The following is a 20,732-nucleotide window of genomic DNA, read 5'->3' as shown; positions in this document are numbered from 1 at the left end:
GTTGCCTCATAGTGCCTGAGTTTCCCCGGAGGCGGCGCGATGCGCCCGTCCGGGCTACCTGACCCAGCGGATTGTTAGTGGGCTAGTTCTGCAAGACCGACGACACCAGCAGCTGGGTATAGGGATGGTGCGGATCGTCGAGCACCCGGTCGGTTAAACCACTTTCCACCACCTGACCCTGCTTCATCACCAGCAGGCGGTGAGCCAGCAGGCGCGCAACGCCGAGATCGTGGGTGACAATAACCACCGCGAGGTTCAGCTCCACCACCAGGCCGCGCAGCAGGTCGAGCAGGCGAGCCTGTACCGACACATCCAGTCCGCCGGTGGGTTCATCCATAAACACCAGCTTCGGCTGGGTGACGAGATTGCGGGCGATCTGCAGGCGCTGCTGCATGCCGCCGGAAAAGGTGGTCGGCAGGTCGTCGATGCGCGATGCCGGGATCTCCACCTCTTCCAGCCAGCGCCCGGCGGTGGCGCGAATATTGCCGTAGTGGCGTGAGCCGGTGGCCATCAGGCGTTCGCCGATATTGCCGCCCGCTGAAACCTGGCGCCGCAGGCCGTCCATCGGGTGCTGATGCACCACGCCCCACTCGGTGCGCAGCAGGCGGCGGCGATCCGCCTCGCTCATCGCGTACAGCGAGCGGTTGTGGTACATCACCTCGCCCTGCTGCGGCGCCAGGCGCGCGGAGATGGCCTTCAGCAGGGTCGTTTTGCCGGAGCCGGATTCGCCGACGATGCCCAGCACTTCCCCCGGGAACAGTTCAAAAGAGACGTCGCTGAAGCCTTTGCCCGGCGCATAGAGGTGGGTCAGATTATTGACCGCAAGTAACGGTTGGCTCATTTTTGTTGCGCCTCGCTCTGTTGGCGGCAGTAGTCGGTATCGGAGCAGACAAACATGCGCTTGCCGCTGTCATCCAGCACCACTTCATCAAGATAGCTGTGGCGCGAGCCGCAGATGGCGCAGGGCTCATCCCACTCCTGCACGGTGAACGGATGATCGTCAAAATCGAGGCTTTCCACCGGCGTAAACGGCGGGACCGCGTAGATGCGCTTTTCGCGCCCGGCGCCGAACAGCTGCAGCGCCGGCATCATGTGCATTTTCGGGTTATCGAATTTCGGGATTGGCGATGGGTCCATCACGTAGCGGCCGTTGACCTTCACCGGGTAGGCGTAGGTGGTCGCAATGTGGCCGAAGCGGGCAATATCTTCATACAGTTTTACCTGCATCACGCCGTACTCTTCCAGCGCGTGCATGGTGCGGGTTTCGGTTTCGCGCGGCTCGATAAAGCGCAGCGGCTCCGGGATCGGCACCTGGAAGATCAGGATCTGATCTTCCGTCAACGGCGTTTCCGGGATCCGGTGGCGGGTCTGGATCAGCGTCGCGTCTTCGGTGCGCTCGGTGGTGGCGACGCCGGTCACGCGGGTGAAGAACTGGCGAATCGATACCGCGTTGGTGGTGTCATCGGCGCCCTGGTCAATCACCTTCAGCACGTCGTTCTCGCCAATCAGGCTGGCGGTCAGCTGGATGCCGCCGGTCCCCCAGCCGTAGGGCATCGGCATTTCGCGGCCGCCGAACGGGACCTGATAGCCGGGGATGGCGACGGCTTTAAGAATGGCGCGGCGGATCATGCGCTTGGTTTGCTCATCAAGATAGGCGAAGTTATAGCCGGAGAGGGTGTTAGCCACGTTCGTTCTCCCGTTGCAGGCGTTTCAGCAGCGCCAGTTCGGCCTGGAAATCGACATAGTGGGGCAGCTTAAGGTGCGAGACGAAGCCCGCGGCCTCGACGTTATCGGCATGGGCCAGCACAAACTCTTCGTCCTGCGCCGGGCCGGCCGCCTCCTCGCCGTAGTCCGGCGCCTGGAGCGCGCGGTCAACCAGCGCCATCGCCATCGCTTTGCGCTCGCTCATGCCGAAGGTCAGGCCGTAGCCGCGGGTGAAGTGCGGGGGCTCGTCTTCCGGGGCGACAAACCCGTTGACCATTTCGCATTCGGTCATCAGCAGCTCGCCAATATTGACCGCAAAGCCCAGCTCCTCCGGGACGATCTCCACCGCCACGTAGCCGCTGCGTATTTCGCCGGCAAACGGGTGATTGCGGCCGTAGCCGCGCTGGGTCGAGTAGGCCAGCGCCAGCAGGTAGCCTTCGTCGCCGCGCACCAGCTGCTGCAGGCGCGATGAGCGCGAGCAGGGGTAAACCGGCGGGCTGCGGGTGATATCGTCAGGTTGGGCGAGGGTTTGCCGTTCCGCTTTCGCCAGCCCCTGCTGGACCAGCAGGTTAAAGACGTGCGGAGTGGCTTCCGGCGGCTGCCCGGCGGTTTTCAGCGCCGGCGTCTCGCCGTTGGCCAGCAGGGTAAAATCGAGCAGGCGGTGGGTGTAGTCATAGGTCGGGCCGAGCATCTGGCCGCCGGGAATATCCTTATAGACCGCCGAAATGCGGCGCTCCAGACGCATTTCGGCGGTATTTACCGGCTCGCTCACCGCCAGCCGCTGCAGGGTGGTGCGGTAGGCGCGGAGTAAAAAAATGGCCTCGACGCTGTCGCCGCTGGCCTGCTTGAGCGCCAGCGCCGCCAGCTCGCGATCGGCGATGCCGCCTTCGGTCATCACCCGGTCAACCGCCAGGTTCAGCTGCTGGGTAATCTGTTCCACGCTAATTTCAGGAAGCCGTCCATCGCCTCGTCGTTTGTGTTCCTGAAGGGCGTGAGCGGCGACTATCGCCTTCTCACCGCCTTTGACGGCAACGTACATTAGCAAACCTCCACGTGGGTGGTGCGCGGGATGGCCAGCAGACGTTCTCCACAGGTGAGGATCAGGTCAATGCCTAAGGGGAACGGGTGCGGGCGCTCGGTCAGTTCATCAATGATGCAATCCGGCAGCTGCGGGGCGATCATCCGCTCTTCGGCAATTCCGGCGCCGGTCAGACGCAGCATGCGCCCGCCGCTAAGGCTGGGGAGCTGGACGATCAGCGTTACGCCGGTTTCCGGAGCGACAACGGTGCCGGCGGAGAGCTCGTTCAGCTGTTCCGCGCTGATACGCTCGTTGGTGACGGCGAATACCGCCTGCTGCGGCTGTTCAACCAGCGGCGCGCCGGTATGAAAACGCAGGTTCTGGCCGACAAGATCGTTATGCAGCGCTGCGGTAAACCATACCGGCGTGTCGCGATCGGCGAGGGTCAGCAGGAGGCTGGTAGAGGCGACGTTCAGCGGCTGCCAGCCGTGCTGAAGCTGCTGCAGGGAGACGATAACGCCCGGCTCGCTCATGGCCTTCAGCAGGCGACGAAAACTGTGTTGGGCATCCTGCGCCGGTAGGGTAAAAGCGGTTTGTAAGGTCATGCGTTATCTCCGCGAACCAGAGTAAAGAAATCTACCCGGCTGGCGTTGACTTCGGCGCGTCGGGCTTCAATGCGCGCGCTTCGTAGTTCTTCCAGCGGGGTAATCAGGGTTTCCATTAAGGAATGAAAGTGGTGCGGCGACTGCATCAGCGCATCGATGGCCGCGCAGCGTTCGGCATGGAGGCGATCGCGCCCCAGTATCCAGCTGTAGCCGAGCGTGCCGTCGGCGAGACGGATCGCCGCCCGGGTCAGGGTGGCGTCCCCGGCGAAGAAACGATCGCCGATGCCCCCCATGCGCGCCTGCAGCTGCACCAGGCCGGTTTCCGGGGCGCGAATGGATTCGTACTGCGGCGCCAGCTGCAGGGTCTGCATCCGCGCCTGAAGCTCTTGCGGTTCACTGTGGGCCAGCACGGACATCCAGCGCTGGCGGGTTGCGGTATCAAAGTGCATTCAGTGCTCCATGGTGAATTCGATCATGTCCGCCCGGGTCAGGCTGACGGAATACTCCGTCGCGTTTTGCTCGCCAGGACGGTGGTTCAGGGTTCTTACGCACAGCAGCGGCGCCATGTTGGGGATCCCCAGAATGTTGCTCTCTTTGGCCTGCGCGCGGCGGGCGCTGATTTTGGTGCGCGTGCGGGTGAGCTCGACGTCCAGCTGCTGGCGCAGAAAATCGTGCAGTGAGCCCTGGCTGAAGGTTTGCAGCGCGGGCCAGAAACGCAGGTCGGTGAAGTAGTGGTCGATCAGGCACAGCGCGACGCCGTTCACCCGGCGCAGGGTGCGCAGATGAATGACGTTATCGCCTTCGTTGATAGCAAAGGCCTCGGCGACGTGGCTGCTGGCCGGGCGCAGCACCGACAGCAGCTTTTCGCTGGTCGGATGGCTTCCCTGCTCGAGTAAGTTCTGGCTGAAGCGCGCCTGGGCGTTCAGCGGATAGTCGATCGGCCGCATCAGCACCAGCACGCCGATGCCCTGACGGCGCTGTACCCAGCCGCGTTCAACCAGCTGGTCTATCGCCCGGCGCAGGGTATGGCGGTTGACCTCAAAGCGCGTGGCCAGCTGCTGTTCCGCAGGAAGATAGTCGCCGCAGCGGTAGTTATGACGAAGCTCTTGCTCAAGCCTGGCGGCAATTTCCTGATACCGGGTAGGATAACTGGTCGGATGTCTGGATAAGTACATGTCAGTCGAGCCTCACTAAGCAGAAGAAGGGATTTCCCTCTGAGAGTGGCCCGATCCTGACCTGTTTTTGTTACATTCCGGTTAAAACATAATGACCGCAGGATGAAGAGTTAGCGCCAGGGAGATGACAGGGCGGGAGAGCCCGCCCGCAGGGAAAAGCATTAAGGCTGCTTGACGACGTTCACCATCCACGGGATGCCGAAGCGATCGAAAACTTTGCCGAAGCCGTGGGCCCAGAAGGTTTCCTGCCAGGCCATTTCGATACGTCCTTCAGCGGCGAGGCCGTCAAACCAGCGTTTACCCTCATCCAGGTCCTGAGTATCCAGCACCAGGGTGAAGCCGGCATAGCGTTCGCTGTCGCTGGTGGGGCTGTCGCACAGCATCAGCTCGCTACCCGCCACGCGCAGGCTGGCGTGGGCGATACAGTCGGCGGCGAGATGCTGGCCGGAAGGGCAGCCGTCCTCGGCATCCTGCCCGTTCTGCGGCATCTCGCCGTAGGTGATTTGGTGGACAAGCTCCGCGCCCAGCGCCTGCTGGTAGAACGCGATGGCCGCAGCGCAGTTGCCGCTAAAGGCGATATGGGGGCTTAAAGACATAATCATGACCTCAGATAACGAATGACTTATTAAGCGTAGAGGGTGGTTGGCGATTTAAGCCAGGCGGCGAGGTCAGGCGACGGAATGGCGAAAATACCGGCAGTGCGCTAAGCGCGATGCGGCCGGCTGTCATCGCAGAGGAGGCGGGAAATAATGGGGCGGTGGCGCGGGGGTATATTCGTTCATTTTCCCGGCCGGTGAGGTATTGCCGGGAAAATAACGATCCTGCGAGGAGGAAATAGCGTTAGTTCTTTTTGACGAACTCGGATTTGAGCTTCATCTGACCAAAACCATCAATTTTGCAGTCGATGTTATGATCGCCTTCTACCAGGCGGATATTCTTCACTTTAGTGCCGATTTTCAGCATCGAAGAGCTACCTTTAACCTTCAGATCTTTAATCACGGTGACGCTGTCGCCGTCGACGAGTAAATTGCCGTTGGCATCTTTCACCGTCAATGCATCATTATCTTCAGCCGGCTCGGAATTGTTCCATTCATGGGCGCATTCCGGGCAGATAAACATGCCGTTGTCTTCATAGGTGTACTCAGAATGGCATTTAGGACACTGTGGGAGTTGCATGACGTTCCTCATGATTACTGTATAAAACAGGCCGTTGGCCCATTAAAAGGCGGCTGATAGCCGAAAGTTATTGCTATTATAGCGCACCGTCGGCCATTTGTCGGCCACTTTTTCAAATAGTACCGCTGCGGGAATATTCTATTTCGCGATCAAAAATCAGCGATATTTGATGTGCTGCCGGACGGGGAATATCCAAAAATAAATCACTGCCTGTGCATATTCATTGAACTTATTAATGCCGCTCGGCTCTGTAATATGGCGAACAATTTTTCGTGAAGTTGATCCCAAATTTAAACGCTGTTAGGGTAAAAAGGCGAGTTCGTAAATCCATCAGGTTTATTCGTAGCTCTATTTATTGATTCATTTACGCCAGAGCAGGCGTCAACAGGTTCGGTTGTACGGACTGTCAGCAGACAGTGCAGGCAAACCTGCTACGCTTGAGAAGAGGAGCACGGCAATTCGCCGCTCCCAACGCACGACGCAAACGGTATTGCCGTTTGGCGGAGATCTGTGCGCTCACGGCGAAGCTTTAGAGGAAAAATATGCTTAAAAGGAAAAAAGTAAAGCCAATCACTCTGCGGGATGTGACCATCATTGACGATGGCAAGCTGAAAAAAGCTATCACCGCAGCATCGCTAGGCAATGCGATGGAGTGGTTCGATTTCGGCGTGTACGGCTTCGTAGCGTACGCCTTAGGTAAGGTCTTCTTCCCCGATGCCGATCCCAGCGTGCAGATGATCGCCGCGCTAGGGACATTCTCAGTTCCGTTCCTGATTCGTCCGCTAGGCGGCCTGTTCTTTGGCATGCTGGGCGATAAATACGGTCGACAAAAGATTCTGGCGATAACCATCGTTATCATGTCGATCAGTACCTTCTGTATTGGTCTTATTCCGTCGTACGCGTCGATTGGTATCTGGGCACCGATTCTGCTGCTGCTGTGTAAGATGGCGCAGGGCTTCTCGGTGGGCGGAGAGTATACCGGCGCCTCGATCTTCGTCGCGGAATACTCGCCTGACCGTAAACGCGGCTTTATGGGCAGCTGGCTGGACTTCGGCTCCATCGCCGGGTTTGTCCTCGGCGCGGGCGTGGTGGTGCTGATTTCAAGCGTGGTCGGCGAGGAAAACTTCCTCAGCTGGGGCTGGCGCCTGCCGTTCTTCCTCGCGCTGCCGTTAGGGCTTATCGGCCTCTATCTGCGTCACGCTCTGGAAGAGACTCCGGCGTTCCAGCAGCACGTTGACACCCTGGAGCAGGGCGATCGCGAAGGGCTGCAGGAAGGGCCGAAGGTATCGTTCAGAGAGATTGCGACCAAGCACTGGCGTAGCCTGCTGACCTGTATCGGTCTGGTGATTTCCACCAACGTGACCTACTACATGCTGCTGACCTATATGCCGAGCTACCTGTCGCATAACCTGCACTACTCGGAAGATCACGGGGTGCTGATTATCATCGCGATTATGGTCGGGATGCTCTTTGTGCAGCCGGTTATCGGGATGCTCAGCGACCGCTTCGGCCGTCGTCCGTTTATCCTGATCGGCAGCGTGGCGCTGTTCTCGCTGTCGATTCCGGCCTTTATCATGATTAACAGCGACGTTATCGGCCTGATTTTCGGCGGTCTGCTGCTGCTGGCGGTGGTGCTTAACTGCTTTATCGGGGTGATGGCTTCTTCACTGCCCGCGATGTTCCCGACCCATATCCGCTTTAGCGCGCTGGCCAGCGCCTTTAACATCTCGGTGCTGATTGCCGGTCTGACGCCAACTCTGGCGGCCTGGCTGGTGGAAACCACGCAGAACCTGATGATGCCGGCCTACTATCTGATGGTGATTGCGGCGATTGGTTTGATGACCGGCCTGACGATGAAGGAGACGGCGAACCGTCCGCTGAAAGGGGCGACGCCGGCGGCTTCGGATATTCAGGAAGCGAAAGAAATCCTCGGTGAGCACTACGATAACATTGAAAACAAAATCGAAGATCTCGATCAGGAAATCGCCGATTTGCAGGAAAAACGCTCCCGACTGGTGCAGCAGCACCCGCGAATTAACGACTAATTAATTCGCCAGGAGTGTGAACAATGCCGCCGCGGGCCTCCCCCGGCGGCATTTTTTATGCGCGCTTAGGCCTCATTCGGCGGCAGGCTTTGCCGACGCTGCTGGCTGAGCCTGCGGTACTGCTGCGGCGGCATGCCGACGTACTTGCTAAAGGTGCTGTAGAAGCGGCTGCTGGAACGAAAGCCGGCGGTGAGGGCGATATCAAGGATGGTTTTGTCGGTGTCGCTGAGCAGGGCGCGTACGTGGTTAATTCGCATGGCGGTGATGTACTGCTTCATGGTTTGCTGCATCACCCGTTGAAAAATGCCCATCGCATAGTTGGGGTTGAGCTTAACGTGTTCGGCAACCGCATCGACGGTCAGCGCCCGATCGTAGTGTGCGGCGATAAATTCGAGCATCTGGCTGACGTAAAACTGCGCGTGCCGCGAGACGCTGTGCTTATGCGTTCGCGAGGTTTTGTTAACCAGAATCGGCTGCCAGCCTGAGAGGCTAAAGCGCTTGAGCATCAGGGCGATCTCTTCGATCGCCAGCTGGCGGATCTGCTCGTTGTCGCTGGCGAGCTCCTGCTGCCAGCGCTGGATTTCAAAGACGCTGAGCTGCTGCGCCGCGAGGGATTTAATGACCATCCCGTGGGTCACGTTGTTGATCAGCTCCCGGTCCAGCGGCCAGGACAAAAACAGATGCATCGGCAGGTTGAAGATGGCCATTTGCCGGCAGCTGCCGGGGCGGGTGAGCTGATGCGGCGTACAGGCCCAGAACAGGGTGATATAGCCCTGCTTAATGCTCACCACCTCATTGTTGATCAGATACTCCACGTCGCCGTCGAAGGGGACGTTAACCTCCACCTGACCGTGCCAGTGGCTGGTGGTCATGGCATGCGGGGTGCGCAGTTCGATATCCATGCGCTGATACTCAGAATAGAGCGCCAGCGGGCTGCGGGTATTTTTCTCGTCACTGCTGCTCATATGCGGGTTGGGAGGCTGCGGCGTAAGGGTTTTTTCCATGAGGTTTCGGATTCCTGAATCGTCATAGTTGCTGTTTTTTTGCACCGATATGCGCCTATCTTAGCGGATTAAACGGCCCGTTTTCTCTCCTTTTCCGCCATATTATTCCCGAAAACTCAGATTTTATGTCGGGCAGCGCTCGATCTGAGCTTTTGGGAATGCTCCGTCGGGAAGAGGGCAGCGCGCGGCGCGTCCGGCGTGTCACGCTGCGGGTGTTCAATGACTTTACGGAGAGAGCACTATGTCTGCCCCAAAAATTACCTTTATCGGCGCTGGCTCAACGGTTTTCGTTAAAAATATTCTCGGCGACGTTTTTCAGCGCCCGGCGCTGAAATCGGCGCATATCGCGCTAATGGATATCGACGCGACCCGTCTGGAAGAGTCGTATATCGTGGTGCAAAAGCTGATGGATTCCGTCGGCGCTCACGGCGAAATTAGCTGCCATCGCGACCAGAGAACCGCGCTGATGGACGCGGATTTTGTGGTGGTCGCTTTCCAGATTGGCGGCTACCAGCCGTGTACGGTAACCGATTTTGAGGTCTGCAAGCTGCACGGGCTGGAGCAGACCATCGCCGATACGCTCGGGCCGGGCGGGATCATGCGGGCGCTGCGGACGATTCCGCACCTGTGGCGCATCTGTGACGATATGACCGAGGTCTGCCCGAACGCGACGATGCTGAACTACGTCAACCCGATGGCGATGAATACCTGGGCGATGTACGCGCGCTATCCGCATATCAAGCAGGTTGGCCTGTGCCATTCCGTGCAGGGAACGGCGGAAGAGCTGGCGCACGACCTTGACCTCGACCCGGCGGATTTGCGCTACCGCTGCGCGGGTATCAACCATATGGCGTTCTACCTGTCACTGGAGAAAAAGACAGGCGACGGCAGTTACGTCAGCATTTATCCGGATATGCTGCAGGCCTTTGCCGAAGGGCGCGCGCCGAAGCACCGCGAGAACTCGCGCTGTCAGAATATCGTTCGCTATGAGATGTTCAAAAAGCTGGGCTACTTCGTGACGGAGTCGTCGGAGCACTTCGCAGAATATACCCCGTGGTTTATCAAACCGGGGCGTGAAGACCTGCTCGCCCGCTATCAGGTGCCGCTGGATGAATATCCGAAACGCTGCGTAGAGCAGGTGGCGAACTGGCATAAAGAGCTGGAGATGTATAAAACCAGCGATCGCATCGATATTAAGCCCTCGCGCGAGTACGCCAGCACGATTATGAACGCGATCTGGACCGGCGAGCCGAATGTGGTGTACGGCAACGTGCGCAACGACGGGCTGATCGATAACCTGCCGCAAGGATGCTGCGTAGAGGTCGCCTGCCTGGTTGATGCCAACGGTATTCAGCCGACTAAAGCAGGCAAGCTGCCTGCTCACCTGGCGGCCATGATGCAAACCAACATCAACGTCCAGACCCTGCTGACCGAGGCGATCCTCACCGAGAACCGCGATTACGTCTATTACGCGACGATGATGGATCCGCACACCGCGGCGGTGCTGGGGATCGAGGAGATCTATGCGCTGGTGGACGATCTGATTGCCAGCCACGGCGAGTGGCTGCCCGAATGGGTCCGGCGTTAACTCAAACCAAACCCGGCCAGGCGCTGCGCCTGCCGGGCTGGTGGATTAGCTGTGGGTCAGAAAGCGCGCCAGCTGCTGGTGCAGCAGCCGGTTCTCGCGGGTCAGGCGCGCGTTCTCATCCAGCAGCGTCAGCGCCACGGCGATACCGGGCCAGTCCAGCTCCAGCTCGCGGCGCAGGCGCACCGCGCGGTGCATTATCGTTACCGCGCTGTCATCAAACAGCCAAACCTCGGTTTGCGGCTGACGCGGTTCAATCATCCCGAGGCCGACAATTTCGCTAAGCTCGTCTTCAGAAATGCCGGTATGCAGACAAAACTCGGTGATTGAGAACGTCACTGTCATCTTAGCCATTATGCTTTCCCCCATGTCTTACGCGGCTCGAAGCTCGCCTCTGCATCCGCGAGCTGCTGCCAGAGCGCGCTGGCTTTTTCGTTTGGCTTCGGCGGCATAACGATTTTGATCACCGCAAACAGGTCGCCGGTGGCGGTTTTGCTCGCCAGCCCCTTGCCTTTGATCCGCAGGCGTTGACCCGGCTGGCTGCCCGGGGGGATCGTCAGCAGAATGCTCTCTTTGAGGGTGGGGACTGTCACCCTGGCGCCCAGCGCGGCTTCCCACGGGGCCAGCGGCAGAACGATTTCCAGGTTATGGCCCACGATATCGAACAGCGGATGCGGGGCAATATGGATAACCAGCCACAGGTCGCCATTCGGGCCGCCGTTTTCTCCCGGCGTACCCTGGCCTTTCAGGCGGATGCGCTGGCCGTCGCTGACGCCTGCGGGAATTTTCACGTTCAGCGTTTTAGGCGTTTCGCTCTCGACCATCCCGAAAATGTTGTACACCGGCAGCCTGTAGCTGATGGTGCGGGTCTGCTCGGCGAGCGTCTCTTCGAGGAATACCGCGACTTCAATTTCTAAATCGTGGCCGCGTGCGGCCTTCTGGCGCCGGGCGTGGTGTGCCTGCTGGCCAAACATCGAGGAGAAGATATCGTCGAAATCCTGCTGGCTGTAGTTCTGCTCGTGGGGGGCCTGCTGCTGACCAAAGTGCGGATCGTTGCGATGCTGCCAGAGCTCGTCGTATTCCGCACGGCGCTGCTCATCTTTCAGCACCTCCCAGGCCTCGGCAAGATCTTTAAATTGGGCTTCAGCATCGCTTTCTTTGCTGACGTCGGGGTGATATTTACGAGCCAGGCGACGGTAGGCGGTCTTAATGGTTTTTAGATCGTCCGTTGGCTTAACCCCTAAAATGGCATAATAATCCTTTAATTCCATATCGTTATCTCATTTTCACTGAATGGGGTGGTAACAGCTTTCCCCATTAAGCTTAGGGCAAATGAGAACGCCTGTGAGAGGAATGTGCCTGAAACTTGACGCCGTCGGGGTCGACGGCGAAAGAGGATGCGGCGGCTGGCCCGTTGGCCTGAATTTTTACGCTAATTTCGACGCAGCCCTTCCTGACGGTAAAATCCCACTGAATAACTAGCTGGTTCATGCCTGACTCATCTAACCGGAAAAACGCCCTTCTCAAGGGTAAAATGAGGGGCAAGCGTAGCGCCGTTCGATCGTGTTGCCTACCGTTCGGGTGAATATGAGCGGCGCGACGTCTGCCCGGTATTGAAAAATAAAGTTACGAATCAATGCATCGCCTGATGATTATTCGCCGGCAAAGGATGCTACTTTGTCTTATCAGACTCACCTGCCGTTTACCTATCGCAAGGATCATCCTCATGTCCGGCTCTAAAAAAATAGTGACCATCGCCTTGATTGGCGCCACGCTGCTTCCGGCCCTGGCTATGGCCGCTGATGCCCCTGCTGCCACCTTTACGCCGGAGCAGGAGGCCCGTATCGGCAAGATTGCGGCGGATTATTTAGTCGCCCATCCGGAGGTTCTGCTGCAGGCAAGCCAGAAGCTACAGCAGATTCAGCAGGAGCAGCAGGCCAGCGCCGCGACCCAGGCGGTAATTAAAAATCAGGCCGCGCTGACTCAGGATAAAAATACGCCGACCTACGGACCGGCGGATGGCAAGGTTACCGTTATCGAATTCTTTGATTACCAGTGCATTTACTGTAGCCGTCTGGCGCCGGTGATGGCTCAGGTGATTAAGGAAAATCCGCAGACCCGCTTCGCGTTTAAAGAGTGGCCTATTTTCGGCAGCCGCTGGGAAACGTCGCTGACCGCGGCGAAAACCGGCCTGCAAATTTATCAGCAGAAGGGGGCGGAAGCCTACCTGACCTACCATAACGGGATTTATGCCACCGGGCATAACGAGGGCAAGCTGACGGCGGCGGATATTCAGCAGCAGGTGAAGAAGGTCAATTTCGACGCGAAGAAGGCCGCAGACGTTGAGCCAGCGCTTGAGGCGACTAACCAGCTGGCGCAGGAGATCGGCTTAAGCGGAACGCCTGGGGTGATCGTGATGCCGACCACCGGCGCCACGGAGGCGAATATTACCGTCTTCCCGGGTCTTGCCGATAAAGACTCCCTGGATGCGGCAATCAAAAAAGCCGGCGGTAACTGATCGCCATCGGCGTCAAGAGCGGCGCGCGGATGAGGTTGATAAACCCCGGGTGACCGGGGCTTACTGGCGCTGAGAACAGGCCGGCTGGACAACGGCTGCTGAACGGTATTCCCGGCCAGTACGGGCCGGGAGCCTGTCAGAATGTGACGTTCAGCTTGCCCCAGAAGGTTCTTCCTGGTTCGTTAACCGACGTATTTGCGGAATAGCCAAAGCTGCTGTTCCCGGCCAGATTTAAATGCTCGCTGTAAGCCTTGTCGAACAGGTTATCCACGCCTGCGCTCAGCTTAACCGACTTGTTGACCCGATAAGCCGCGTTCGCCGAAAAGACCGCAAAACCGGCGCTGTTGGCAAAATCCTTGCCGACGACGTTGCCTTCGTTGATGGCGACGCGATGCTGACTGCTGACCATGCGCAGCAGCCCGGTGCTGCTCCAGTCGCCGCGTTCCCAGGTGAGCCCCAGTCGCGCCTCCAGCGGCGGGATTTGCGGTAGCGGCTGATGGTCAGCGGTATTTTGGCCCCATGAATAGGCCAGACTGGCGTCGGCTTTCCAGGCGTCGCTGAGCTGGTAGCTGGCGCCGGCTTCGCCGCCCATAATGGTGGCATTCACGTTATCGACCTGGCTGATATAGGCGTTGCTGGGGTCGTAGCGGAAGAGAATAAAATCGTTCACCCGTCCAACATAGGCCGACACCCAGCCGTTAAGCCGCTCCCCTTTGTACTGCGCCCCGATATCGATCTGCGTCGTTTTTTCCGTTTTGACTTTATCAAAGGCGTCGGTGGAGCCATCCGGGCCGTAGGTCGGCGAGAACAGCTCCCAGTAATCAGGGAAGCGCTCGGTATAGCCGATACCGGCATAAAACATGACCGGCGTCCCGACCAGGTTGTGTTCGATGCGGACAAAACCGGCGGGCAGCGTATCGGTTCGCTCAGCGGATCCCGCGTCGCTGAAATTGTCGACCAGCACCCGATCCAGCCGCGCGCCGCTGACCACTTTACTCTGCTCCGTGGCATGCCACGTCAGCTCGCTGAACAGACCGTAATCATGGAAGCGGGCATCTTTCGCCCAGCCATCGTCGCCTTTGCTGCGGTGGGTATTGAGCTGCGTATCGGCGCCGCTGCGTAGCTCAAAGTCAGACCACAGCCAGGTTCCCATCATCCGGCCGCCTACGGTTCTGCGGTCCAGCTCCATCGCCATCGGCATACTCATGTTCATCGAGGAGCCGGAATCCATCCCGCCCCCCATGTCGCCCATTCCGGCGGACATATCCATCCCCGACATTCCGCCCCCAGGTGAGCGCAGGGAGTAGTTGTCCATGACATGATCGGCGTAGTTGTAATAGATATTGGCTTCGAATTTATCGAAGACCTCGCCAATATTGGACTTTTCGACGCGCATGCCGAGGCTTTCGCGTTTGAAGCGGGAGCCATCCATGCTGCGCCCGGCGTAGCGGGCTTCGCCATCCCCTTTTCCTGCCGAGAGCTCGACTAAGGTATCTTTGTCCGGCGTCCAGCCGAGCGCCATATCGCCGTTCCACTTATCCCATTTTGCCGGTACGCGATCGCCATTCCCGTCCTTGTAGTCATCGGCGCGCGATTTATTCCCCGTCAGGCGCAGGTAGCCCAGCTCGCTCCCCAGGCTGAGGTCCGCATTCTCATCCCAGCGGTTATTTGAACCGGCCAGCAGGCTGGCAGTGCCCTGAATGCCGGGCTTGTCGAAACGCGGCGGCTCGCGGTCAAAGCGCAGGGTTCCGGCTGAATTTCCCGGTCCCCACAGTACGGTTTCCGGCCCTTTAATCAGCGTCAGGAGATCATAGCTTTCCGGGGAAATATAGGAGCTGGGTGCGTCCATGCGCGCCGGGCAGGCGCCCAGCATTTCGCCATTATTGGTCAGGATGCGCAGGCGCGATCCGAACATGCCGCGGAAAACGGGATCGCCGTTGGTCCCGCCGTTACGAATCTGCGAAAAGCCGGGGATCGTTTTCAGGTAATCGGAGCCATCGCTGGCGGGGACCGGCTGACGCGGCGTTTTGGGCGAGGTGACAATCTCCAGCGGAGAGGAGACCGGCGCCGTGACGATCATGACGGCGTCATCTTGCATCGTATCCTGATGGTGCTGTTCATCCGCGGACGCCGCGTTTGCAAGCAGCGTCATCAGGATCAGAGAGGCGAGCGGAGTGCGCACGAGAGTGAGTTTTTTCATTACATGGCCTGCTGTTTTTCTGGCGTAGCAATATCCTGCTCATCAGGCGATGGGCAAAAGCTACGCAATATCGGTTATTAGTCGTTAAACGAAGAGAGAAAAACCGCAGGAGGCGCGCGGGCGCGCTGAGGCGTCCAGGCGCGGAAAATCGGCGCGCAAACGATCGGAATTAACGGATGACGGACAATAAAAAGCAGCAGCAGCCAGAGCAGCATCGCCAGCAGTAGCTGGACAAACGGCAGATGGACCAGCAGCTGACAGTAGCCGCAGGCGATCTCTTCCATTGGCGACATCGCCTGACCGGACATCATCTGATGATCCATAGCCACGCTCTCAGCGCAGTGCGCCGCCATCGGCATGTCATGGTGCATAGCCGGCATGGGCATCGACGAGACGGCGGAGAAGTGCTGGCAGGCTGCCTGGCGGGCAATGGACTTCGAGACGACGGGAGCAACGAACAACATAGCGATGGCAAGCAGCGCCAGCCATGCAGCTATGGGATAGGTTCGTGTGCGTTCGTGCAAAATGCAGCCAGATGTCAGAGTAATTTGATTGAGTGTATCTCATTCGCATTTTGAATGTTACAAAAAATCCGGAGCGCTCATTGCGCGGCTGCTCAGCGCCGCCGGCTATCGCGACGTGCGGGCGATCAGAAAAAGAAATATCGGGACCCCGAGCATCGCCGTCAGGATACCGACGGGGAGTTCACGCGGCGTAAACAGCGTGCGGGCGAGGGTATCGGCCAGAACGGTAAAGATAGCCCCGCACAGCATGGATGCCGGCAGCAGCGAGCGATGGCGGTATCCAATGAGCATGCGGGCGATATGGGGCACGGTCAGCCCAATAAAACCGATAGCCCCACAGCAGGCGACAACCACCGCCGTTAACAGGGTCAGCAGGCAGTACATGGCCAGCTTGATAGTACCGACCTCCACGCCGAGCGACGCCGCCGTCGCGCTGCCGAACGTCAGGACATCCAGCTCTGTTGCCCGCCACCAGCAGATCAGAAATATCGGCAGCAGCGCCGCCGCGCAGAGCGCTACCTGTAGCCAGGATGCCTGAGCGAAGCTCCCCAGCAGCCAGAACATCACGCCTCGCGTGGTATCGGCATCCGTTTTCCAGAGCGTAATCAATGATGTGGCTGCAGAGAGCAGCTGCGTTACCGCGACGCCGGTCAGCACAAAGCGGCTGGACTGGCCGGATAGCGATTTACGCGCCATCAGCAGCACCAAAGAAAAAGCCAGCATTGCGCCGCAGAAAGCGCCGGCAGGCACCGCGGCCCAGCCCACGCTGAGGCCGAGCGCGATGACCAGCACCGCCCCGAGGCCCGCGCCGGATGAAATGCCCAGCACCCAGGGGTCGGCAAGGGGATTGCGGGTCAGCGACTGGAGAACCGTCCCGGCCAGCGCCAGCGTGGCGCCGGCGAGGGCCGCAAGCAGGGAGCGCGGAATGCGCAGGGACCAGACGATCCGCTGATGAAGCGTTCCCGCCGTATCGCTATGCCAGTAGCCTGCCAGGATGGCGTGTGCCACCTCCTGCATGGAGAAGGTCACCGGGCCATACATTACGGCAATGCACAGGGCCAGCAGCAGCGCCGGAAGCAGCATGGCGAGGCGAAAAACAGGGGAACGCAGCATGATTATTTCCAGCCGGCGACGATATAGTCATCGAGGAATTGCCACAGCGTACCCGTTTCCGTAAAACCGGCCTGGCGCAGGGCGGCAAGCTGGAATTCTACCGTGGTGGCCAGCGGCGTCGGGCGGTCGGCAAAGATGGCGGCGCGCGCATCGATTACATCGGCCAGCTCGGGATAACGGGTGGCCGCTGCAAACCAGCTGTCCCAGTCCTGCACGCCGGCGGCCCAGGCCTTTTCCTGGGTGCTTTCGTCATGAGTCCGGGCAAGCAGCGTCTGACGCGGGCTACGCTGGTCAAAGCGCTGGTGGTCGGCGTTGATGAACATCCCTCCTTCATCCAGCAGGTTAAAAACGTTGCGATACAGCGCCACCTGCTGCTCCGGCAGCAGCCAGTGGATGGCGGTGCTGGAAACCACGGCCTGGGGCTTACTGGCGATGACGGTGAAGCAATCTGCTGATGCCATATCGCCGCTGAAGAACTGAATGCGGTCCCGGTATTCCGCCAGCGCTTCTTTAGCCAGCGCCATCAGCAGCGGATCGAGGTCAATAGCCGTTACGGTTGCGGCCGGAAAACGTTGCAAAAGACGCAGGCTGAACGAGCCCGGGCCGCAGGCCAGATCCACCACGTGGAAGGCTTCTCCATAGCTCATCGCCAGCACATCCAGCGCGGCGTTATAGCGCGCTTCGCGGTGGGCGATGTAGGCGCTTTGTTGTTCATCCCAGTTCTTCAGTAATTCGCGGGCGGGAAAGGTCATTGTTGTTCCTTAGCGTGTATTTGTGTGACAAGCCGGTGCAGGGCCAGAACCGAACGCGCGGAGGCGTCCATGTCATAGCCGGGTAAGATGATGTAATGCTTTGCTTTCACCGCCTTCATGCCGGCGGTGAGCGGGTAATGTTCAAGAAAATCGATTTTGCTGCGGGCGCTGTCGCCGGCTCCGCCCCGGCGCAGGTCGCCCAGAATCAGGTAGTCGGGATCTCGTTCGGCGATCGCCTCCCAGCTCATGGCGGGCCACAGTTCCTTGCTATCAGAAAAGATATTTCTGCTGCCGATGGTTTGGGTTAGCAGCTCCGCCGCGCCATGACCGCCCGCCACGTAAGGGGTCGCCGTCCCGGAATACCACCACATCAGCGTTCTCGGCGGCAGCTTTATGCGGCTGTCGGCAGCGACCCGCTGCTTCAGCTCAGCGATCAGCGCCTCGGCGCGCGGCTCTACGGCATAAATACGCGCAATATTGCGCAGCTCGGCATAGATGCTGGCGAAGGTGGCGGACGCAGGGGAAGCGCTTTGCAGGCCATTGCACATCCCTTCAATCAGCCAGCTGGCGATGCCCCATTCGGCCATCCTTTCGCGACCGGCGGTTTCCGGGCTGTTAAACCAGTAGTAGCTGCCGGAATAGATAAAATCTGGCCGCGAGGCCAGCAGGGTTTCCGCCGACCAGGGAGCATCATCGAGACGGGCCGTTAGCGGTTTGTACCAGGGAGACGGCGCGGTATCTTCATCCGGCCGATAGCCGACGGCGCTGATAATGGCATCGCCCAGACGCAGCGCGAGCATGTTTTCCATCGCGGTCGGCATATAGACAATGGTCCGCTGTGGGACACGCGCAAACGTCCAGGAGTGCCCACAGTTTTGCAAGGTCACGGGATGCGCAAAGCTGGCAGAGGCTGCCAGCAGGGCGAGGGCGGCAAGGCGTTTCATCAGAAACGCATGTTGATATAGGCTTCATACGTGCGACCTGGCGCAATCATCTCCTGCCCGGCATAGGTTCGCTGCCAGGTGTAGAAACGATCCGTCAGGTTACGCACGCGGGTGCCCACGATAACGTCCTTCAGCACGGCATAATCGGCATTCAGGTCGAGAGTGGTGTAATCACCCATTTTGTTGGTGTTGGCGTCATCGTTATAGCTGCTGCCCACATAGTGGAGCTGCGCGCCGAGACCCAGTTTGTCGGTCGGCATATAGCGCCCGGCAAGGTTCGCTGTCCACTCCGGAATGTAGCGCGGCCGGTTGCCGGAAAGGTCCTGCGTACCCTGTTTGAAATCGTCAAAGCGCGCGTGGGTATAGGCGGCATTACCTGTCAGCGTGACGCTATCCAGCGGCTTAATCGACCAGCTCAATTCGATGCCGCGAGAGGTCTGTTTACCAACCGCGTTCCATACCTCCGCCTGGGTTGCCGACTGCTGGTAAATATTCTTTTTCTGCAGATCGTAAACGGCGAGCTTCATTGCGCCGCGCTCGAACGTTCCTTTTACACCCGCTTCATATTGCTGAACGGCGGTAAGCGGGAGCGACGTTTGCGCGGGGCTGATAAAGAAGATATCGCTGCCGGGTTCTTTACCCGTTGAGTAGCTGGCATACAGCGTCCAGCTATCGTTAATGGCCCAGCTCGGCCCCACGCCGACGCTTATGAAGCTATAGCTCCGATTGATGGTTTGATTATCCTGCTGATAGTGCCAGTGCATGTCCAGGTTGGTGTAGCGCGCCTGGCTTAACAGGGCGACGGCGTCGGTGATATTGAGGTTATCTTCCAGCAGCAGCGCATACTGATTCTGGGTGATGTGGCGGACGGGAGAGCGCATCTTGCCGCCGGCGCCGGTGCGGAAATCACCGGTGGCAGGGTGGGTCAGGAGAACATCTTCCCCGCCCGAAAAGCCGTTGGAATAGTACTGGAACTCACGTTTTGAAAAATCGACGCCGGCGGTCACGCGGTTGGCGAATGACGCAATCGGGCGATCCCAGACGATCATGGTCCGGTTGCCCGTCAGCTTGTCATCATGCGCAAGATCGCCATAAGAATCGCGGGTCACGTAGCCTGCTTTCTGCGCCGGGTAGTAGCGCTCAACGTTCTGCCATTCGCGGAAGCCTTTGTAATAGTAGAACTGGTTTTCAAAGGTCAAATCAGGCGTTGCATACCAGGACTGGGTTGACTGGAACGAGGTCGCCTGGCTGCGGATATGCGCATCCTGAAGGTTGTTGTAGTTCACATGACGTAAATCGCGATCGACTTTGCCATTGATAACCGGCGTGCCGAAATAGGGATTGCGCATGTCCGTTAAGCTACGATCGATATCAAAGGTTATCTGGGTGTTAGCGGTCGGCGTCAGCAGAAGCTGCGCGCTGACGCGTTCCGGACGGCTGCGCTCTTTCTCAACCTGGGTGCCGTTACTGGCGGCGCTGACATCCACGCGGCCGGCGGCTATACCCTCAACCAGCGTGCCTCCCGCGCCGATGTGGGCGCGATGGCTGTTATAGCTTGACCAGCTATAGTCGGCCTCCACCGGCTGGCGACCGAAGGTGGCTTTACGCGAGGTCAGGTTGACGCTGCCGCCGGCAGAGCTCAGGCCATTCAGAACCGAGCCGGTGCCGTACAGGATATCGACGTTTTCGTAATGCACCGGATCGGCAATTTGAATCGTGCTGCCGGGTACCGCCACGCCGTTTAGCAGCCAGGAGACGCCGGAGAAGCCGCGCAGCGAAACGCTGTTGGCGAGCGTTGGCGAGCTGGTGCCGGACATCCCCGGCGCGCTCTCGACGACTTCGGTGAGGGTCCGTTTCCCCTGCGCCTTGATAGTTCTGGCGCTGAGGGTTTCCGTATGGCGCGGCGTCTGTTTATCGCTCAGACCGAGGCGCGAGGCCGAACCGGATGACAGAAGCGCAGAATCGGACAGGACGGCATCGTCGGACGCGCCGCTGCCGGTGACCACCAGGGTTTCATCTGCTGCATAAGTCAGAGGTGAAATGTTTACTGCGACTGCGAGAGCCAGCAAAGAGGGCTTAATTTTCATCGATCGGCATCAAATTATTAAATGTTATGTTATAACGTAACATTTAATGTGGAGAAAAAAAAGTAGGCAATGCGATCGGGTGAGAAGAGGGCTTTCGAGGTGGTTTTATGAAAGGCGTGCGGCAGCTGCAGTAGCGAGGATGTTCCGCGCCGGACGCGCGGCTTCGTTTATTACGCTGGCGTGGAGTGGTGCTGGACCCGGAATCATATCCACGATTAACATTCTGTTTGCTATGAGTTCCAGTTTTTCCTGTGTATTTGTTGGGTGAATAGCCGCAGACGC

General features: G+C 58.9%; 20 protein-coding genes. 3 read left to right on the top strand and 17 right to left on the bottom strand.

The genetic code is table 11. The features are described 5' to 3' along the window. Positions 1-82: 82 nt before the first annotated feature. The 8 genes from phnK to GO007_RS24545 all read right to left on the bottom strand — a co-directional run bounded on the left by phnK (position 83) and on the right by GO007_RS24545 (position 5,678). Complete coding sequence (gene phnK / locus GO007_RS24580; RefSeq protein ID WP_095104513.1) at positions 83-841, bottom strand: phosphonate C-P lyase system protein PhnK; 759 nt, start codon at positions 839-841, stop codon at positions 83-85. Next, positions 838-1,686 (bottom strand): alpha-D-ribose 1-methylphosphonate 5-phosphate C-P-lyase PhnJ, encoded by an 849-nt coding sequence (locus GO007_RS24575; protein ID WP_095104511.1) that lies wholly within the window; start codon positions 1,684-1,686, stop codon positions 838-840. The genes phnK and GO007_RS24575 overlap by 4 nt, the downstream gene beginning before the upstream one ends. Further along, a complete protein-coding gene (locus GO007_RS24570) occupies positions 1,679-2,743 on the bottom strand; it encodes a carbon-phosphorus lyase complex subunit (protein WP_095104509.1) in 1,065 nt (354 codons plus the stop codon). Before GO007_RS24570 ends, GO007_RS24575 begins: the two co-directional genes overlap by 8 nt. Next, positions 2,743-3,327: a phosphonate C-P lyase system protein PhnH gene (gene phnH, locus GO007_RS24565; RefSeq protein WP_041143665.1), complete on the bottom strand. Its 585-nt coding sequence runs from the start codon at positions 3,325-3,327 to the stop codon at positions 2,743-2,745. The genes GO007_RS24570 and phnH overlap by 1 nt, the downstream gene beginning before the upstream one ends. Beyond that, entirely contained in the window at positions 3,324-3,776 is a 453-nt protein-coding gene (gene phnG, locus GO007_RS24560) for a phosphonate C-P lyase system protein PhnG (RefSeq protein ID WP_095104507.1), read from the bottom strand. Before phnG ends, phnH begins: the two co-directional genes overlap by 4 nt. Next, positions 3,777-4,502, bottom strand: coding sequence for a phosphonate metabolism transcriptional regulator PhnF (phnF, locus tag GO007_RS24555; protein WP_095104505.1), 726 nt, complete (start codon positions 4,500-4,502; stop codon positions 3,777-3,779). 161 nt (positions 4,503-4,663) lie between these two features. Then, positions 4,664-5,098, bottom strand: coding sequence for a VOC family metalloprotein YjdN (gene yjdN, locus GO007_RS24550; protein WP_095104561.1), 435 nt, complete (start codon positions 5,096-5,098; stop codon positions 4,664-4,666). Between the two features lie 244 nt (positions 5,099-5,342). Continuing rightward, on the bottom strand, positions 5,343-5,678 hold the full coding sequence (locus tag GO007_RS24545) for a zinc ribbon domain-containing protein YjdM (RefSeq protein WP_095104503.1): 336 nt from the start codon (positions 5,676-5,678) through the stop codon (positions 5,343-5,345). Between the two features lie 542 nt (positions 5,679-6,220). On the opposite strand from GO007_RS24545, the gene proP reads away from it, so the two are divergent. After that, on the top strand, positions 6,221-7,723 hold the full coding sequence (proP, locus tag GO007_RS24540; protein WP_095104501.1) for a glycine betaine/L-proline transporter ProP: 1,503 nt from the start codon (positions 6,221-6,223) through the stop codon (positions 7,721-7,723). 65 nt (positions 7,724-7,788) lie between these two features. Here the strand turns inward: proP and melR are convergent, their stop codons facing one another. Next, positions 7,789-8,727 carry a transcriptional regulator MelR gene (gene melR / locus GO007_RS24535; protein ID WP_095104499.1) on the bottom strand — a complete coding sequence of 313 codons (939 nt, stop codon included), beginning with the start codon at positions 8,725-8,727 and terminating at the stop codon, positions 7,789-7,791. A 241-nt stretch (positions 8,728-8,968) separates the two neighbouring features. On the opposite strand from melR, the gene melA reads away from it, so the two are divergent. Continuing rightward, entirely contained in the window at positions 8,969-10,315 is a 1,347-nt protein-coding gene (gene melA, locus GO007_RS24530) for an alpha-glucosidase/alpha-galactosidase (protein ID WP_095104497.1), read from the top strand. A gap of 45 nt (positions 10,316-10,360) precedes the next feature. Here the strand turns inward: melA and cbpM are convergent, their stop codons facing one another. Both cbpM and cbpA read right to left on the bottom strand, forming a co-directional pair. After that, the gene (gene cbpM, locus GO007_RS24525) at positions 10,361-10,666 is read right to left on the bottom strand and encodes a chaperone modulator CbpM (protein ID WP_041143674.1); all 306 of its coding nucleotides are present in this window, start codon (positions 10,664-10,666) and stop codon (positions 10,361-10,363) included. Further along, complete coding sequence (gene cbpA, locus GO007_RS24520) at positions 10,666-11,583, bottom strand: curved DNA-binding protein (protein WP_095104495.1); 918 nt, start codon at positions 11,581-11,583, stop codon at positions 10,666-10,668. The genes cbpM and cbpA overlap by 1 nt, the downstream gene beginning before the upstream one ends. A 455-nt stretch (positions 11,584-12,038) precedes the next feature. On the opposite strand from cbpA, the gene GO007_RS24515 reads away from it, so the two are divergent. Further along, a complete protein-coding gene (locus GO007_RS24515) occupies positions 12,039-12,830 on the top strand; it encodes a DsbA family protein (protein ID WP_095104493.1) in 792 nt (263 codons plus the stop codon). Positions 12,831-12,966: 136 nt separating this feature from the next. Here the strand turns inward: GO007_RS24515 and GO007_RS24510 are convergent, their stop codons facing one another. The 6 genes from GO007_RS24510 to GO007_RS24485 form a co-directional block, all read right to left on the bottom strand. Beyond that, a complete protein-coding gene (locus tag GO007_RS24510) occupies positions 12,967-15,030 on the bottom strand; it encodes a TonB-dependent copper receptor (protein ID WP_095104491.1) in 2,064 nt (687 codons plus the stop codon). Positions 15,031-15,107: 77 nt separating this feature from the next. Further along, entirely contained in the window at positions 15,108-15,554 is a 447-nt protein-coding gene (locus GO007_RS24505; protein ID WP_223261825.1) for a DUF2946 family protein, read from the bottom strand. A gap of 105 nt (positions 15,555-15,659) precedes the next feature. Continuing rightward, entirely contained in the window at positions 15,660-16,667 is a 1,008-nt protein-coding gene (locus tag GO007_RS24500) for a FecCD family ABC transporter permease (protein WP_223261824.1), read from the bottom strand. Between the two features lie 2 nt (positions 16,668-16,669). Continuing rightward, positions 16,670-17,419 carry a class I SAM-dependent methyltransferase gene (locus GO007_RS24495; RefSeq protein ID WP_095104487.1) on the bottom strand — a complete coding sequence of 250 codons (750 nt, stop codon included), beginning with the start codon at positions 17,417-17,419 and terminating at the stop codon, positions 16,670-16,672. Then, positions 17,416-18,363: an ABC transporter substrate-binding protein gene (locus GO007_RS24490; protein ID WP_223261823.1), complete on the bottom strand. Its 948-nt coding sequence runs from the start codon at positions 18,361-18,363 to the stop codon at positions 17,416-17,418. The genes GO007_RS24495 and GO007_RS24490 overlap by 4 nt, the downstream gene beginning before the upstream one ends. Further along, positions 18,363-20,369: a TonB-dependent receptor gene (locus GO007_RS24485; protein WP_223261822.1), complete on the bottom strand. Its 2,007-nt coding sequence runs from the start codon at positions 20,367-20,369 to the stop codon at positions 18,363-18,365. The genes GO007_RS24490 and GO007_RS24485 overlap by 1 nt, the downstream gene beginning before the upstream one ends. Positions 20,370-20,732 lie beyond the last annotated feature (363 nt).

This window comes from Klebsiella sp. 10-1 (assembly GCF_009758445.1).
Classification (GTDB): domain Bacteria; phylum Pseudomonadota; class Gammaproteobacteria; order Enterobacterales; family Enterobacteriaceae; genus Klebsiella; species Klebsiella scottii.
Note: the sequence above shows the minus strand (reverse complement) of the source record. Positions and strands in the feature narration are given on the sequence as shown.